Consider the following 16,363-nt stretch of genomic DNA (forward strand, 5'->3'; position numbering starts at 1 on the left):
CAAGTTCTTCAAGGGGTGAGAAGAACGGTTTTTTGAACTTACGCCCTTTTTTTATTTTCAATTAAAATTTAAGGGAATAAGTTGTGTTTTTAGTGAGCAGAAGCACAGGTTATTCTCTTTTTGATTGTAAAAAAAGAAGGCGAAGTTCAATAATATGGATGAAGACTGGTCAGTAAATGATAGGGGTGAAAAAATGGTTTTAGAAGCATTGGATAGAATCCGTGAGGCAGAAGATAAAATTGAAGAAATGAGACACTTAGTCAAAGAAGAAATCAGGTCTTATGAGCAAACAAAATCAGATGATTTCAAGAAAAAACAGGAAGAAAGTCAAGCGAAAGTTACAGCTTTACTTCACGAAATAGAGGGACAAAAAAAAGAAGAGCTTCAAAAAGAAAAAGATAGTTTATTGAGTGAAGCGAACGAACAAAATCAAAATTTTAAAGAAAAATATGAAAAAAACAAAGAATCTATCATTGATCACGTAATAGAAAGGGTGAAAAAAATCTATGGCAGTCAATAAAATGGAAAAAATGACGATCATAGCGGCAGCCGATAGAGAAGAAGCGATTCTTCAAGCAATTCAAGGGATGCAAGCAATCGAAATTAAAGATTTTTTTCATTCAAATGTAGATAGTTCTTATATAGAAAAGCATTTTGCGTCAACTTTAGTGGAAGAAGATGAAAGCAAAAAGAAACGCTTCCAGAGTATGTTGACAGAAATTCAGGACTCATTGACATTTATTGAACGTTTTTCAGAAAGTTCATCGAAAAAGAAACCAATAAAAAGACAAGTGCGTACATTACATTCTTTGGAAGAAAGTTTCGATGAGCATAAGATAAGCGAATACTTAAAGGAAATAGCTTTACTAAAAAGTAAACTGGCAGTGATTGAGACAACTAGAAAAGATTTGCTGTCAAAAGAAAAATGGTTAGCTCGCTGGCAGTATTTAGATATTATTCCAAAAAATAATTCACTAGAGAGGACAGATATTTTGCTAGGCTCGATCAGTTCTGCCAATCAGTCAGATTTTCTAGCAGATTTAGAAAAGGTCCCATCTATTTATGTGGAAGAAATTTATCACAGTCAAAATCATGTCTATTACAGCTTGATTTACTTAAAAAGTCAATCGGCGGATTTGAATGAAGTTACTGCTGGATATAGTTTTAACCAATTTGATTATCCTTATGATATTTTGCCGAAAGAGGCGTATCAAAAAAATAAAGAAGAATTAGCTAGTCTCGTTAAGGATGAAAAACAATTGAAAATCAGTTTATCTTCCTATCGTGATCATTTAGAAGAGTTGTACTTAGCAGAAGAAATGACTTATGCGTATATCTATCGGGAAGAAGCAAAGAAGCATTTGCTGAATACGTCCTATTTTTTCATTGTGCAAGGTTGGATTCCTGTTGATGAGAAGCAGGGATTAACTAGCGCATTACAGGATAGATTGCCTCAAGACGAAGTGTATATCACTTTTGATCAACCGACGAATGATGAGATTCAGGCTGATATTCCTGTGAAACTGAAAAATAATTCTCTGGTAGCGCCATTTGAGATGTTGACTGAAATGTATAGCTTGCCAAAATATGACGAGATCGATCCAACACCGATCATGACGCCTTTTTATATGGTGTTTTTCGGCATGATGGTAGCAGATATTGGCTACGGTTTATTGATGTTACTAGGTGCATTACTTGCGTTGAAGTTGCTCGTTTTACCACGAGGAATGAAGCGTTTTGCAGATTTTTTCCTAATATTATCGTTTCCAACGATTATTTGGGGCTTTATTTATGGGTCATTTTTCGGTGCTGCTTTACCAGAAGTGATCTTTGGGATTCATTTGCCGTTTCCGATATTATCAACAACTGAAGATGTGAATACGATTTTGATTTTATCAGTTATTTTCGGTTTTATACAAATGCTGACAGGATTGATGGTCAACGGAATCGAACTTACGAAACGCAAGCGTTACTTGGATAGTATTAGTGAGAGCTTTGCTTGGCAAGGATTGCTGATAGGGATTTTGATCGTAGTTTTAGGTATGTTAGTTTTTAGCAATGACGGTCTGGTTACAACTGGAATCGTTGTGGCGGTCATTTCTGCTTTATCGATTGTGATCGTGCCGATTATCCAAACAAAATCAAAAGTCAAAGGTTTAGCAAAAGGTCTTTACGGATTATATGGTTTGACAGGTTATATTGGGGATTTAGTTAGTTATACGCGATTGATGGCTTTAGGAATTTCTGGCGGAAGTATCGCTGCAGCATTTAATATGCTCGTCGAGTTTATGCCGCCAATCGCTCGATTTACTGTGGGGATCGTACTAATCATCGCATTACACGCATTGAATCTCTTTTTAAGTTTGTTAGGTGCTTATGTTCACGGAGCTCGTTTGCAATATGTCGAGTTTTTCGGGAAATTTTATACAGGCGGTGGACGTGCATTTAAGCCATTAAAGACAGAAGAGAAATATATGAACATTGAAAAAAATCAAAAGAAAAAGAATAGTGGAGGAATATAAACATGATAGATTACTTAATTAATAACAATGGTGGAATTCTTTTTGCAGTTTTAGGAATGGCAATGGCAACGATTTTAGCAGGGATTGGTTCTGCTAAAGGGGTTGGTTTTACAGGGGAAGCCGCTGCGGCGTTGACAACAGAACAGCCTGAAAAATTCGGACAGGCCTTAATTTTACAATTATTGCCAGGAACGCAAGGGTTATACGGTTTCGTTATTGCCTTTTTGATTTTTATCAATTTAAACAATGATATGACGATGGTTCAAGGCCTGGATTATTTTGTGGCATCATTGCCGATCGCTTTTGCAGGTTTATTTTCTGGGATTGCGCAAGGTCGTGTTGCAGCTGCTGGGATTCAAATTTTAGCTAAAAAACCTGAACACGCAACAAAAGGGATCATATATGCCGCCATGGTTGAAACGTATGCGATTCTTGGGTTTGTTATCTCATTCTTGCTTGTACTAAATGTGAAGTAACAGGAGGAAAAAAATGGATGCAATTGAAAAAATCGTCGAACAAATTCTAGAAAAAGAGCAAGTAGAAGTTTCAGAACTGAAAAAAGTTGAGACGGCTCGTATTGACCGAGAATATCAAGAACAAGAAGAAGCGCTTTTTTTACAAGAAAGTAAACTGATTGAAAAAAATCAAGAACAAACAGATAAAGCGTTTAAACAAAAGTCAAATCGACAACAATTGGAAGTCAAACAAGCAACGTTGAATCAAAAGCAAGGCTACCTAGAGCAACTTTTTGCAGAATCAGTTGAGCGAATGAATCATTGGACAGAAGCGGAATTTCAACTCTTTGTCGAGCAAATCATTATTCAGTTGCCGGTTGAAGGTAAGGCGGCTTTAAAGTTAGGAGAGTTTTCAAAAGGAAGGTTATCTGAGCAATGGCTTGCAGAACATTCTAGTGAAAAACTAACGTTGAAGTTAGAAAAAGAAGTTATTCCAAATGATGGTGGATTTATTGTGTCTAAAGATGGGATCGAATACAACTTCTTATTTACAAGTCTAGTTCAAGAAATCAAAAAAATGGAAAGTTTTAAAATAGCAGAATTGCTGTTTCGATAAAATGAATGTTTAAAGAGTCTGTTTTGCTATGTGTTATCAAGCTACGCTTTTGCTTTGAAACACAGTGAGTAAAATGAACGGATGTTGAAAAATTTAAGGTGACTGAAAGGAACGTTGTTACTTATTCGATTAGGAGGGTCATAATGAGAGAGACTGCATATAATCAAATTAATCCTTTGATTCGTCTTAAAGAAACAGAACTTTTAAGTAATGCTCAATATGAACAATTATTGAATGCAAAAAACACGGATGAACTAAAAGATAGTTTAAAAAATACGGTATATGGAGCGTATATGACAGACGATTTTGCTGAAACTTTTGAATATATCTATTCAAAAGAGAAGGGAAAACTTTATGAATGGCTCTATGAAATGGCACCAGAACCAGAAGTGATCACAATCTATACTTCTAGAGCAACATTTCATAATTTGAAAGTCCTGACAAAAGCTGAGCTTACGGGACAAGATCTGGACTATCTGTTTATTGATGATGGTCGCTATTCATTAGAGACTCTGAAGAGTGCAATTCGTACGCGTGTCTCAACTGAATTACCAGTGCAGCTTATGAATGCCGTTCTTGAAGTGTTGGATTATTTTCAAGAATCTTCTACGCTTCAAGCAATCGATATTATTTATGATCGGAATTTCTTAACCTTTCAACGCCAATTAGCTGAAAAATTAGGTAATAAAGATATCGTGGCAGAAGTTACAGCATTTATTGATTTGACAAATATTTCTACAATGGCTAGGGGAATCCTTCAAGGACAACATGAAAATTTTTTATCGACTGTGTTATCTAGTTCAGGTAGTATCCCAAAAGCAACATTTTTAGAATATGCGGAACAGTCATTAGTTGTCTTTACTGATTTTGTTTTGAGCACGACTTATGGCGCACTCTTAGCACCAATCGTCTCTGCTGAAACAAAAACCTTAGATCTAGTTGCTTTTGAAAAAGCCAAAGATGATTATCTGACTAGTCTGTATGATAAGGCTAAAATTATGGCTTTTGGACCATTACCGTTGCTTGCATTTTTAAATGCTAAAGAAGTAGAGTGGAAAAATTTACGTTTGATTCTAGTTAGTAAACGGAGTAACTTTCCAGTAGAAGTCGTTAAAGAAAGGATGCGCATGGCAGATGGCTTATAAAATTGGTGTAATCGGTGATAGAGATTCTGTTATGCCGTTCAAACTTTTTGGCTTTGAGGTTGTTTATGCAATTTCGTCAAAACAAGTGAGAGAGACGATTGAATCAATGGCGAAAAATAATTTTGGCGTTATTTTCATCACAGAAGATGCTTCTGAATTAGCTGTTGAAACGATCAAGCGTTATAAAAGTGAAGTTACACCAGCGATTATCTTGATCCCAAGTCACAATGGTACCAAAGGGATTGGGTTAAAAGAAATTCAAGATAATGTTGAAAGAGCGGTTGGACAGAATATATTGTAGACGGTTGAGAACATGTTTAGCTTTACTTGATCTAGCTTTGCAGGCCAGTTCCTCGGAAAAAAATAAAATAAGAAAGAGGCAAAAAGCGCCTCAGTCCTATTTTTCTATTTTTCGATCGGTGCTAAACGAGCTTGCTCAGCTTTTCGTTTGATCTAGCTTTGCGGGCTAGCTCCTCGGAAAAAAGATAAAATAAGAAAGAGGCAAAGAGCGCCTCAGTCCTATTTTTCTATTTTTCGGTCGGAGCTGAACGAGCCTGCTCAGCTTTTCTGAATAGGAGGAACAATTTTGCAAACTGGTAGAATTATTAAAGTATCTGGTCCTTTAGTTATGGCTGAGAATATGTCTGATGCAAGTATTCAGGATATTTGTCATGTAGGGGAATTAGGTGTTATAGGAGAAATTATTGAGATGCGTGGAGATGTCGCGTCTATTCAAGTATATGAAGAAACAACAGGAATTGGACCTGGAGAACCAGTTGTAACGACCGGGGAAGCGTTGTCAGTTGAGCTGGCGCCAGGCTTGATCTCAGAGATGTTTGATGGAATCCAACGTCCTTTAGATACATTTGCTGAAGTAACAGAAAGTAACTTTTTAAGCAGAGGGGTTCAGATCCCAGCATTAGATAGAACGAAAAAATGGCTATTTGAGCCCACTGTTTCTATTGGAGATGAGGTTTCTGCAGGAGACATCGTTGGATTAGTTCAAGAGACGAAAGTGATTCCTCATAAAATCATGGTTCCATTTGGTATTAGCGGCGTTGTGAAGGAAATCAAAATGGGCGAGTTCACGATCGAAGAAACAGTTTACATTATCGAAACAGCTACAGGTGAAAAAGAATTTACGATGATGCAAAAATGGCCAGTTCGTCGTAGTCGTCCGATTCTAGAAAAATTAAATCCGGATGTACCGCTTCTCACAGGTCAACGTGTTATTGATACGTTCTTTCCTGTTACAAAAGGTGGAGCAGCAGCTGTTCCAGGTCCATTTGGTGCAGGAAAAACCGTGGTGCAACACCAAATCGCTAAATGGGCAGATGTTGATTTAGTTGTTTATGTAGGGTGTGGTGAACGCGGCAACGAAATGACAGATGTATTGAATGAATTTCCTGAGCTGATCGATCCAAGTACGGGGGAGTCGGTGATGGAACGAACTGTCTTGATCGCGAACACCTCTAATATGCCTGTAGCAGCTCGTGAAGCATCAATCTATACAGGAATCACAATTGCGGAATACTTCCGTGATATGGGCTATTCTGTAGCAATAATGGCGGACTCAACTTCTCGTTGGGCAGAAGCATTACGTGAAATGAGCGGACGTTTGGAAGAAATGCCAGGGGATGAAGGGTATCCTGCATACTTAGGTAGCCGTTTAGCGGAATATTATGAACGAGCTGGACAAGTTGTAGCTTTAGGGAAAGATCATCGTGAGGGAAGTATCACAGCAATTAGTGCTGTTTCACCTTCTGGCGGAGATATCTCTGAACCTGTCACTCAAAATACGTTACGTGTCGTGAAAGTTTTCTGGGGATTGGATGCGACATTAGCGCAAAAACGTCATTTTCCATCTATCAATTGGCTCCAAAGTTACTCTTTATATGATTCAGAAGTTGGTAAATATTTAGATCAGCAACTTCAAGTTGAGTGGTCTGAGATGGTTATGGAAGGGATGCGCATTTTACAAGAAGAATCGCAATTAGAAGAAATCGTTCGACTAGTCGGAATTGATTCGTTGTCTGATAAAGACCGTTTGACATTAGAAGTTGCGAAATCGATTCGTGAAGATTACTTACAACAAAATGCCTTTGATGATGTTGATACATTTACCTCAAGAGAAAAACAATATAAAATGCTACACTTGATTTTAACTTTCTACAAAGAAGGACAAGCAGCATTGGATTTAGGCGCTTATTTATCTGAAATCATGGCTGGTACAGTTGGGATTAGAGATAAAATCGCCAGAAGCAAATACGTACCAGAAGAACAAATCGACCGATTAGACAGCTTAGTCGATGAAATGAAACTAACGTTAAAACAAATTATCGCAGATGGAGGGATGACGAATGATTAAAGAGTACCGTACAATCAATGAAGTAGTTGGTCCCTTGATGATCGTTGAAAAAGTTGAAGGGGTCAAATATGAAGAATTGATCGAAGTTCGTATGCAAAATGGTGAAATTCGTCGTGGACAAGTGCTTGAGATCAATGGCGATAAAGCCATGGTTCAGATTTTTGAAGGAACCAGCGGCATCAATCTTCGTGATTCAAAGGTTCGTTTTTTAGGTCATCCTTTGGAATTGGGCGTGTCAGAAGATATGGTAGGTCGGATTTTTGATGGTTTAGGTCGTCCCAAGGACAATGGCCCTGAGATTTTACCGGAAAAAATGGTTGATATCAATGGTGAAGTCATAAATCCGGTGGCCAGAGATTACCCAGATGAATTTATTCAAACGGGAATTTCTGCAATCGATCATTTGAATACCTTAGTTCGTGGACAAAAATTGCCAGTATTTTCAGGTTCTGGTTTGCCCCACAAAGAGTTAGCTGCTCAAATCGCTCGTCAAGCAAATGTTTTAAACAGTGATGAGGACTTTGCCGTTGTTTTTGCGGCGATTGGGATCACATTTGAAGAAGCTGAATTTTTCATGGAAGATTTTCGTCAAACAGGAGCAATTGATCGGTCCGTAATGTTTATGAATTTAGCCAATGATCCGGCAATCGAGCGAATTGCTACCCCTAGAATGGCGCTTACAGCAGCTGAATATTTAGCGTATGAAAAAGGTATGCACGTTCTTGTGATCATGACAGATATGACCAATTATTGTGAAGCATTACGCGAAATTTCTGCTGCTCGTCGTGAGGTGCCAGGACGTCGTGGTTATCCAGGGTATCTTTATACTAATTTAGCCACATTGTACGAACGAGCTGGCCGTATTCGTGGATTGAAAGGGTCTGTTACCCAAATTCCAATCTTAACGATGCCAGAAGATGATAAAACCCATCCGATTCCGGATTTAACAGGTTATATTACGGAAGGGCAAATCATTTTATCTAGAGATTTATATAAGAGCGGAATCCAGCCGCCAATTGATGTATTGCCTTCATTGTCTCGTTTAAAGGATAAAGGAACGGGTGAAGGAAAAACTCGAATCGATCATGCCCCAACAATGAACCAGTTATTTGCAGCATATGCTCAAGGAAAACAAGCGAAAGAATTAGCAGTCGTTCTTGGGGAATCGGCATTGTCAGATGTGGATAAAATCTATGCAAAATTTGCGGATCGTTTTGAAAAAGAATACGTCAATCAAGGGTTTTACACGAATCGTTCCATTGATGAAACACTTGATTTAGGCTGGGAACTATTATCTATGCTTCCAAGAACTGAATTGAAGCGTATCAAAGATGAGATGTTGGACAAATACTTGACTGAAGGAGAGTGACCGATTATGGCACGGTTAAATGTGAATCCTACTCGAATGGAACTCTCTCGTTTAAAGAAGCAACTTGGAACGGCAAGTCGTGGCCATAAATTATTAAAAGATAAGCAAGATGAACTGATGCGTCGCTTTATATTGCTCGTCAAAAAGAATAATCAGCTGCGAATCGATGTAGAACAAGAATTGACAGCCGCATTATCTAACTTTGTATTAGCCAATGCAACACTGAACGAAGCTTTTATCGAAGAATTGGTAGCTGTTCCTGCAGATGATGTCACACTAGATGTCATTGAAAAAAATATTATGAGTGTGACGGTTCCAATCATGAATTTTCACTACGATGAAACGGTAACAGATGCACCGCTAAATTACGGTTATCTAAATTCAAATGCAGAATTGGATAGTGTTTTTGACAAAATTTCGAGTATTTTACCAAAACTACTGGAATTGGCAGAAGTTGAAAAGACCTGCCAATTAATGGCAGAAGAAATAGAGAAGACACGTCGACGTGTGAATGCTTTAGAATATATGACGATTCCTCAATTAGAAGAAACAATTTATTATATTCAAATGAAATTGGAAGAAAATGAACGAAGTGAAATCACGCGTTTGATCAAAATCAAAAATATGGGTGGTAATACGTAATAAATCCAAAAATAGAGCGTGGGACAAAACTAAAAATCAGTTTTGTCCCACGCTCTAAAACCGAATAAACGGCTAGAAAAAAGCAGCTCCTTCGGAAATAAGCTGAAATTCACAAAAATTTGAAGAGCAATTTTCGTGAATTCCCTCTTATTTCTCGGAGCTAAACACTTTTGTCTCGGCCTCATTTTTTTGGATAGTCATTGCTTTGTATCGTCCATAATCGATCTGTAATGGTTGAGATAAATGAAATACCCGCGTCCGTCTGTCCATTCGTAAACACAGTTAGAATAAAAGGATGCTCCGTTTCTAAGATACCAATGTCATGTAAGAATCCAGCATAGGAACCTATCTTATGTGCAACTTTCCCTGATGTTGTCGGGGTATCCATACGTTCATGGAAAACAGTATTTTTCATATAATCATAAATCGTTTGATATTCTTGATTCGATGATTTTTCTTCATATAAAATTTTAAGGATTTTTGCAGCATCCTCAGAAGTGAACTTTGCATCGTCCCAATCTGTTTCTTTTTGCAAAAAATGAGCATAAAGGGCTTTTTTTGCTTCGACATCTCCGCCAAATGTATCATAGAGCATATTTTTAGCGATATTATCTGAATACGTGATGTTGTATTCCTGTAGTGTTCTTAACGAGTAGGTTGGCTGAATATCGTTAATAATAATGCCAGTACCATCTTCATAATCTTCTTTTTCGTTAAATGTAAGCTGGTCATCCCATTTTAAACCGCCAGCCTGAACTTTGTCTGCAATCATCATAGCTAAGGGCACCTTGATTGTGCTGGCGCTATAGAATTCTTTCGTACCATCAACTGAAATCTGCTTTCCAGTTGTCAAATCCACGTATGTTATCCCAACCTCACCGTTAAAGCTTTTCGCAGTTTCTGTCATTGTTTGTTCGATTTTATGATAAAAAGCTGTCAGTTCTGGACTGTCTTTTTCTTTTGGTTCAGGATTTTTAACTGCAGAAGCAGATGTTGTTTTTAATGGAACGGTAATTTTTTCACTCGTTTCAGTTTCGTTTGCGTAATCTACTGTATGAGTAGAAAAAAAGAACGAAACAATCAAAAAGAAACAAATAGAGAAAATCATCCCATATAGAGTCATTTTCTTTTTTTCCAAATATCTTTCGTTCCTTTCAAAAATTAGAATTGTAAGGATCATATCTGTGAATAATTATAGGACATTTAATGCCTATAAAAGGTTTCGCTAAAAAATACGACCACAACCATTTAATCACTTTTTCTATAGATTTGCAAGGCGCGTTATAGAGAGCAGCGAGAATAAAACGATGAAATTATGCTTTAAGGTTTGTTTAAGGTAAGAGGAATAAAGTAATAGCTGTTCACGAGTAGAGTTATGTAAGAAACCTTACGTAACATTGCTATCAATATTTGAGGAGGAATTACATTTTATGAATTTTATCAAACGTGCATTATTAAGTATGAAGTCAAAAAAAGGTCGAACATTTTTATTATGTGCTGTCTTTTCAGCTATTTTGATTTTTGTTTTAGCTGGTTTAACGATTCAAAGTGCCGCACTAACTGCGACTGAAAACGCCAAAAAAAGCGTGGGCGCAACGGTTACCTTGTCAGCGAATCGAGAAGCAGCGATGAAAAAAAATCAAGAAGGGAATACAGGAGAAAAGCCAGATCCAGGCAGTTTTAGTTTAACACCTGTTTCATTAGCAGATGCGCAAAAGATTGCTGATTTAGCTAATGTGAAGTCATACTCATTTTTATCTTCATCCTCTGCGGGCGCAGGTGACGGCATTACACCGATTTCTACTGACTCAGAAAGTGAGACAGCAACATCATCAACAGATCAAACAAATGGTGACACTTTAGGGCAGCCTCAAGAAGGGGGGAAAATGGGTGGCGGTCCAATGGCTGATATGAAGCAAAGTGATTTTCAAGTGAGTGGTGTGATGAATTTGTCTATGTCGAGTGATTTTTCTGACGGGACTGCTGAAATCACGAGTGGTGAAGCCATTAGCGAGTCAGATAAAGATACAAATAACGTTGCAATCGAGCAAACATTGGCTGATGCAAATGAGTTAAAAGTCGGTGACACATTTAAGGTAACTGATCCGGAAGATGACACAAAAACGTATGAATTAAAGATTAAAGGGATTTATAAAACTTCTGAAAATGGCGATAGCATGGGGATGATGTTTAATTTCTTAAATCCAGCAAATACTTTATATACATCTTATACATTTGCGAACACGTTAAAAGGGGATGACGCAACAGGCACCATTGATTCAGCAGCTTATACATTGGATGATCCCAAACAGATGGATACCTTTGTTAAAGACGCAGAAAAATTGATTGACACAGACAGCTTCAGCCTACAAACAAACGATCAAGCGTATCAACAAATGTTACAACCTTTGAATAATGTTGCAAGCTTTGCCAAAAATATCGTTATTTTAGTGGCAGTTGCGGGAGTAATCATACTGACTTTGATCGTGATGATGACAATCAGGGAAAGACGTTATGAAATTGGCGTATTATTATCACTTGGAGAATCTCGTTTCAAAGTAGTTTTACAATTCTTCAGTGAAATCATTATTTGTATGTTTGTCGCGTTAGTGATTGCGACCTTTAGCGGAAATATTGTAGGAAATGTAGTCGGTGAGCAGCTGATCAGCCAACAAACAGAATCTGTTCAGCAATCTGCAAATAATCAAGGTCAACCAACGGAAAAAGGTGATAGAGGAGGAGAACAAAGACAAGGAGGACCTGGTGCTGGCGGTATGAGTAGACTTGGTGCAAGCTCTGAAGAAGCAGCAAAAGCAATCGAAGAGTTAAACATCTCTGTTCAACCAAAAGAAATCGCAACATTAGCTGGATTAGGACTTTTAATCAGCTTCTTCTCGATCATATTATCGTCCATTGGAATTTTAAGACTACAGCCTAAAAAAATCTTGACCACATAGAAAAGAGGAAAAGCGATGTTACAGACACAAGAAGTAGGGTATTGGTATAAAAATGAACAGGAATTTCTTTATAAAAACGTTAATTTAGAATTTCAGCGTGGAAAGATGTATGCTATTTTAGGAGCAAGCGGCTCTGGTAAGACGACATTTCTTTCGTTGATTGCAGGATTAGATGTACCTAAAACAGGATCTATTCTTTATAATGGAGATGCGCTTACTAAAATCGGCCTTAGAAATTACCGGAAAAACGATGTATCGATTATTTTTCAAGCGTATAATTTATTGCCTTATATGTCAGCTTTAGATAATGTTTTAACAGCAATGGCGATATCCAACTCAAAACAAGCAGATAAACGAGCTTATGCGTTGGAAAATTTAGCGAGTGTCGGGATCGATGAAACTTTGGCTAAAAAGAGTGTAACTCAGCTATCAGGAGGGCAACAGCAACGTGTAGCGATCGTTAGAGCACTTTGTTGTGATCATGAACTGATTGTAGCGGATGAGCCAACAGGTAATTTAGATGAAAAAACATCAAAAGATATTGTTCAATTATTTCAAAAAGTAGCACATGATCAGCAAAAATGTATTATCATCGTGACACATGAGCAAGAAGTAGCAAAAGCTTGTGATGAAGTCTATGAACTAAAAAATCAAGCATTCGAGTTGATCAAGTAAAAATAAGAACAAAGACGCAAGAAATTAGTGCATCTTTGTTCTTATTTTTTAATTGGAAGAAACTCGGGTGACATGTTCTAATCGCTGTTTTAGTTTTATAGTGTCTTTGATCAAAGTGGCGCCGATCGTTGTATCTTTTACTTTTAACCGTTTTACCTGACGATCAACGATTTGCCTTGTAGAGATAATATCATCATTTTTTTCGAGTGCAGTTTTTTTATCCGAAAAAGGTTTATGTGCGGCTAATTGCATACCAAAAGAATTATATAAAAGTGTATAGCCGCCAATTCCAGTTACTTTTTGGTAAGCACGTGAAAATCCGCCATCTATGACAAGCATTTTACCTTCAGCTTTGATCGGTGATTCTCCTTTGATCAGTTTTACTGGAGTATGTCCATTGATAATATGAGCGTCAAATTCATTAAGATCAAAAGCATTTAAAATATATTGGCAAATGTCAGAACGATTTCTTAACTTATAATAAGCATTTTTTTCTTCCACATGGGTTTCTGTTTCTTGGATAAAATAGCGTTCAAATGTTTTCATTGCTTTTTTACCAAAAAGAGATGAATGCTCACCACACCATAGGTACCAGACAATATCAGTTGAAAAATCTTCTGTTTGCCATGGTTTTGCAAAAGCTTGTTTGATGTTTGTCTCAAAAAAGTCAAGTAAGCTTTTACCGGCATATTTTTTTCCATTAAAAATCACAGATTGAAAAGAACCATCTTCATTAAGCGGTATGCAGCCGTGAATCAACAGGTTATGATTATAAGAAAGGTATAGTGAACCTTTTTCTACTAGAAAAGTCATATGTTTATTTAATTTTTGAGCGTGTTGAAATTGCTGTAGTAAATCTGTTATGACGTGCTCTTCTTCCTCAGACAATTGATAGGGATCAGACCAATCAATTGTCTGAAAGCATGAATTGATCAAATTATAAGGCTGACCATCGATCATAAGTTGGTCGTTTTTAATTTTATCCAATAGTAATCGATGATTCATTTGAAATTCTGGGTGGCGTTTAATCAATTGTCCTTCAAGTTTTTCTTGAATGATCGCCATTGCTTGCTGGATTTTCATTGCATCGTTTATTTCTGTTAGTGTAAGTTTTCTATATGGATTTTTCTTAGGCATAAAATGACTATTTTCCTGATAGAAGTTACGACTGTATGATTTTAATAAAGTTAAATCGATTCCATAAGCATCCTCTAAAAGGTTAAGATTACCATAACGGGCACAAATCCTCAGGACATTGGCCAAACAAGCTTTTGATCCGCTCACAGCCCCCAGCCAGATAATATCATGATTTCCCCATTGAATATCAAGGGAATGATAGCGAGTCAAAGAATCCATGATTTTATCAGGATGAGGGCCACGATCATAAATATCTCCAATCACGTGAAGGTGATCAATCACAAATCGCTGAGTTAGATAGGCTAGATCTGTAATAAAACGTTCCGCTTCACCGAGTTCGATGATTTTTCGAATGATTTGTTTATAGTACGCTTTTTTATTGGTCGTTTCATCGTACTGATAAATCAATTCCTCTAAAATATAGGCATACGTCTCAGGCAGCGCTTTTCTAACTTTAGATCGAGTGTATTTACTTGATGAAAAACGGACAATGACCAAAAGATTCTCGATAGCCTCAAACCACCAATTTTGAGGGAGTGGTTGCTGAAATCTCAAAGACTGAATTTTTTCTTCAGGATAGTAAATCAAAAAACACAGTTCATCGATTTGTTCTGCAGAAAGTTCTTGATTGAAAAGTATATTAACTTTTTCTCGAATACTTCCCGAACCATTTCTTAAAATATGGTTGAACGCTTCAAATTCTCCATGAAGATCACTGATGAAATGCTCAGTTCCTTTTGGTAAATTCAAAATAGCTTCTAAATTTATAATTTCGGCAATTAGCTCATTTGATTGGCGATTACTCATATTAGAACTCCTTATTGTTTGTTTTGAGCTAAATCTTCGATGATCGTTGTTGTTTCTTCAATCGATTTTTTATCAACATTGATCACTAAAGCATTGTATTTCTCAAAAACACTATTGGCATAATTTAATTCTTCCTGAATACGATCGGCATTAGTGTAGGCAGAATCTTCCTTTAAGCCTAATGAATGCAAACGAGACTTACGGATACCCATCAAACTGTCGATACTCGTTGTTAAACCAATAATTTTTTTAGGGTCGATTTGATCTAATTCAGCAGGTAAAGGAACTTCGGGAATTAGTGGTAAGTTCGCAACTTTATGATTTCGGTTTGCCATATACATGCTTAATGGAGTTTTAGAGGTACGAGAAACACCTAATAATACATAGTCAGCTTCTAAGAAACCTTTGGAATCTTTACCATCATCGTATCTCACTGCAAATTCAATTGCTGAAACGCGGCTAAAGTATTGTTCGTTCAATTTATGGATGGCCCCTGGTTCTTGTAAAGGCTGAACACCAAAGGTACCTTCAACGATTTCGCTTAATGGACTCATATAGTCGACGTACTGTAATCCAGTTCGGTTTGCAAAATCCTTAACCAGATTCACTAGTTTTTTATTCACCAATGTTGTAACAACAACAGCTTTGTCATGTAAAGCATCTCTCAAAATCGGCTGCAATAACTCTTCATCGGTAATAAATGGAAAACGTTGAATATCGCTCATATCAATACTTGGATATTGGGCAGAGACTGCTGAAATGATTTTTTGTGCAGTTTCACCAACTGAATCTGATACTAAATAAATTTTGATTTTGTCGTTTTGCATGAATACACTCTCCTAATTTTTAAGGTTCGATTTTTGATTTTTTCATTATTTCTGATTATCAATAATTCTCTTTTTCGATATCATTACCAGCATTGATAAAGTAAGACATCATTCTCGTTTTTGTTACTTTCCCAATCACTTTTTTAGGTTGATCGATTTCAACAACAGGTAAGGTATCGATGTTATGTTGTATCAAAAGGCCGCCCGCTTCTAAAATCGTACGGTCACGAGTAATCGTGATGATGTTTGGCATACGACTCATGATCATCGCAACAGGAGTTTTTTCAGTATTAGGATTACTAATAGCCGCTCGTAGTAAATCTTTACGAGATAAGACACCATTCAATTCATCGTTGTCATCTTTAACATATAAAGAACCGACATCGTACATAAATAAATTTGTGACGGCATCATAAACTGTTGTACTTTGATGGATAAGTATCGGTGGGAGCATAATATCTTCCACTGTTTTTTTGTATAATTTTTCATAAAGCAAGGGCTCAATTGTCTGGCCTGTATAAAAATAGCCAACTTTTGGTCTAGCATCAAGCAAACCAGTCATCGTCAAAATCGCTAAATCGCTTCGCAAGGTTGCCCGGCTTAAACCAAGCGTTTTGGCGATATTGTCACCGCTGATCGGTTCATTTTCCTTAACAATTTTGATGATCTCCAATTGTCTTGAGGTAAGTTTCATTTTATCGACCTACTTTCTTAATGTGACACACTAATTATTATATATTTCTTATAAAAATAAAGCAACAACAAAAAAAGGATATACTAATTCTTGTTGACAAGGAATGTGATACACAATATAATCGTATTTATACCAATGTGATACACTAT

General features: G+C 36.9%; 15 protein-coding genes and 1 other annotated feature (1 of these 16 running past the window's edge). Of the genes, 11 read left to right on the forward strand and 4 right to left on the reverse strand.

Annotation, left to right across the window (positions count from 1 at the left end; genetic code table 11):
* Nucleotides 1-25, forward strand: a sequence feature (sodium ion sensor (DUF1646 type); this cis-regulatory element may regulate processes involved in with the transportation of sodium ions); it begins 23 nt to the left of the window's first position.
* 129 nt (nucleotides 26-154) lie between these two features.
* From BCR21_RS00250 to BCR21_RS00290, 9 genes are all read left to right on the forward strand, one after another.
* Nucleotides 155-520 (forward strand): hypothetical protein, encoded by a 366-nt coding sequence (locus tag BCR21_RS00250; protein ID WP_240488050.1) that lies wholly within the window; start codon nucleotides 155-157, stop codon nucleotides 518-520.
* Nucleotides 507-2,522, forward strand: a complete 2,016-nt coding sequence (locus BCR21_RS00255; protein ID WP_069644528.1) for a V-type ATP synthase subunit I — start codon at nucleotides 507-509, stop codon at nucleotides 2,520-2,522. The genes BCR21_RS00250 and BCR21_RS00255 overlap by 14 nt, the downstream gene beginning before the upstream one ends.
* A gap of 2 nt (nucleotides 2,523-2,524) precedes the next feature.
* Nucleotides 2,525-2,998: a V-type ATP synthase subunit K gene (locus BCR21_RS00260; RefSeq protein WP_010760283.1), complete on the forward strand. Its 474-nt coding sequence runs from the start codon at nucleotides 2,525-2,527 to the stop codon at nucleotides 2,996-2,998.
* Nucleotides 2,999-3,011: 13 nt separating this feature from the next.
* Nucleotides 3,012-3,593: a hypothetical protein gene (locus BCR21_RS00265; RefSeq protein WP_069644529.1), complete on the forward strand. Its 582-nt coding sequence runs from the start codon at nucleotides 3,012-3,014 to the stop codon at nucleotides 3,591-3,593.
* Between the two features lie 143 nt (nucleotides 3,594-3,736).
* Nucleotides 3,737-4,738 (forward strand): V-type ATPase subunit, encoded by a 1,002-nt coding sequence (locus tag BCR21_RS00270; protein ID WP_069644530.1) that lies wholly within the window; start codon nucleotides 3,737-3,739, stop codon nucleotides 4,736-4,738.
* Nucleotides 4,728-5,039, forward strand: a complete 312-nt coding sequence (locus BCR21_RS00275) for a V-type ATP synthase subunit F (RefSeq protein ID WP_069644531.1) — start codon at nucleotides 4,728-4,730, stop codon at nucleotides 5,037-5,039. Before BCR21_RS00270 ends, BCR21_RS00275 begins: the two co-directional genes overlap by 11 nt.
* Nucleotides 5,040-5,324: 285 nt before the next feature.
* Nucleotides 5,325-7,106, forward strand: a complete 1,782-nt coding sequence (locus BCR21_RS00280; protein ID WP_069644532.1) for a V-type ATP synthase subunit A — start codon at nucleotides 5,325-5,327, stop codon at nucleotides 7,104-7,106.
* Complete coding sequence (locus BCR21_RS00285; RefSeq protein ID WP_069644533.1) at nucleotides 7,099-8,475, forward strand: V-type ATP synthase subunit B; 1,377 nt, start codon at nucleotides 7,099-7,101, stop codon at nucleotides 8,473-8,475. Before BCR21_RS00280 ends, BCR21_RS00285 begins: the two co-directional genes overlap by 8 nt.
* 6 nt (nucleotides 8,476-8,481) lie before the next feature.
* A complete protein-coding gene (locus tag BCR21_RS00290) occupies nucleotides 8,482-9,117 on the forward strand; it encodes a V-type ATP synthase subunit D (RefSeq protein WP_069644534.1) in 636 nt (211 codons plus the stop codon).
* Nucleotides 9,118-9,298: 181 nt separating this feature from the next.
* On the opposite strand, the gene BCR21_RS00295 is transcribed toward BCR21_RS00290, so the two are convergent.
* On the reverse strand, nucleotides 9,299-10,255 hold the full coding sequence (locus BCR21_RS00295) for a serine hydrolase (RefSeq protein WP_167351754.1): 957 nt from the start codon (nucleotides 10,253-10,255) through the stop codon (nucleotides 9,299-9,301).
* A 292-nt stretch (nucleotides 10,256-10,547) separates the two neighbouring features.
* Between BCR21_RS00295 and BCR21_RS00300 the strand changes: the two genes are divergently transcribed.
* Nucleotides 10,548-12,074: an ABC transporter permease gene (locus tag BCR21_RS00300; RefSeq protein WP_069644535.1), complete on the forward strand. Its 1,527-nt coding sequence runs from the start codon at nucleotides 10,548-10,550 to the stop codon at nucleotides 12,072-12,074.
* A 15-nt stretch (nucleotides 12,075-12,089) separates the two neighbouring features.
* Nucleotides 12,090-12,749, forward strand: coding sequence for an ABC transporter ATP-binding protein (locus tag BCR21_RS00305; protein WP_069644536.1), 660 nt, complete (start codon nucleotides 12,090-12,092; stop codon nucleotides 12,747-12,749).
* 48 nt (nucleotides 12,750-12,797) lie between these two features.
* Here BCR21_RS00305 and BCR21_RS00310 read toward each other — a convergent pair whose 3' ends face one another.
* The 3 genes from BCR21_RS00310 to ccpN are packed head-to-tail and all read right to left on the reverse strand — an operon-like array spanning nucleotide 12,798 to nucleotide 16,214.
* The gene (locus BCR21_RS00310; protein ID WP_069644537.1) at nucleotides 12,798-14,693 is read right to left on the reverse strand and encodes a fructose-bisphosphatase class III; all 1,896 of its coding nucleotides are present in this window, start codon (nucleotides 14,691-14,693) and stop codon (nucleotides 12,798-12,800) included.
* An 11-nt stretch (nucleotides 14,694-14,704) separates the two neighbouring features.
* Complete coding sequence (locus tag BCR21_RS00315) at nucleotides 14,705-15,520, reverse strand: pyruvate, water dikinase regulatory protein (protein ID WP_069644538.1); 816 nt, start codon at nucleotides 15,518-15,520, stop codon at nucleotides 14,705-14,707.
* 58 nt (nucleotides 15,521-15,578) lie between these two features.
* A complete protein-coding gene (gene ccpN, locus BCR21_RS00320) occupies nucleotides 15,579-16,214 on the reverse strand; it encodes a transcriptional regulator CcpN (protein ID WP_069644539.1) in 636 nt (211 codons plus the stop codon).
* Nucleotides 16,215-16,363 lie beyond the last annotated feature (149 nt).

It is taken from the genome of Enterococcus ureasiticus, assembly GCF_001730285.1.
Lineage (GTDB): Bacteria > Bacillota > Bacilli > Lactobacillales > Enterococcaceae > Enterococcus_L > Enterococcus_L ureasiticus.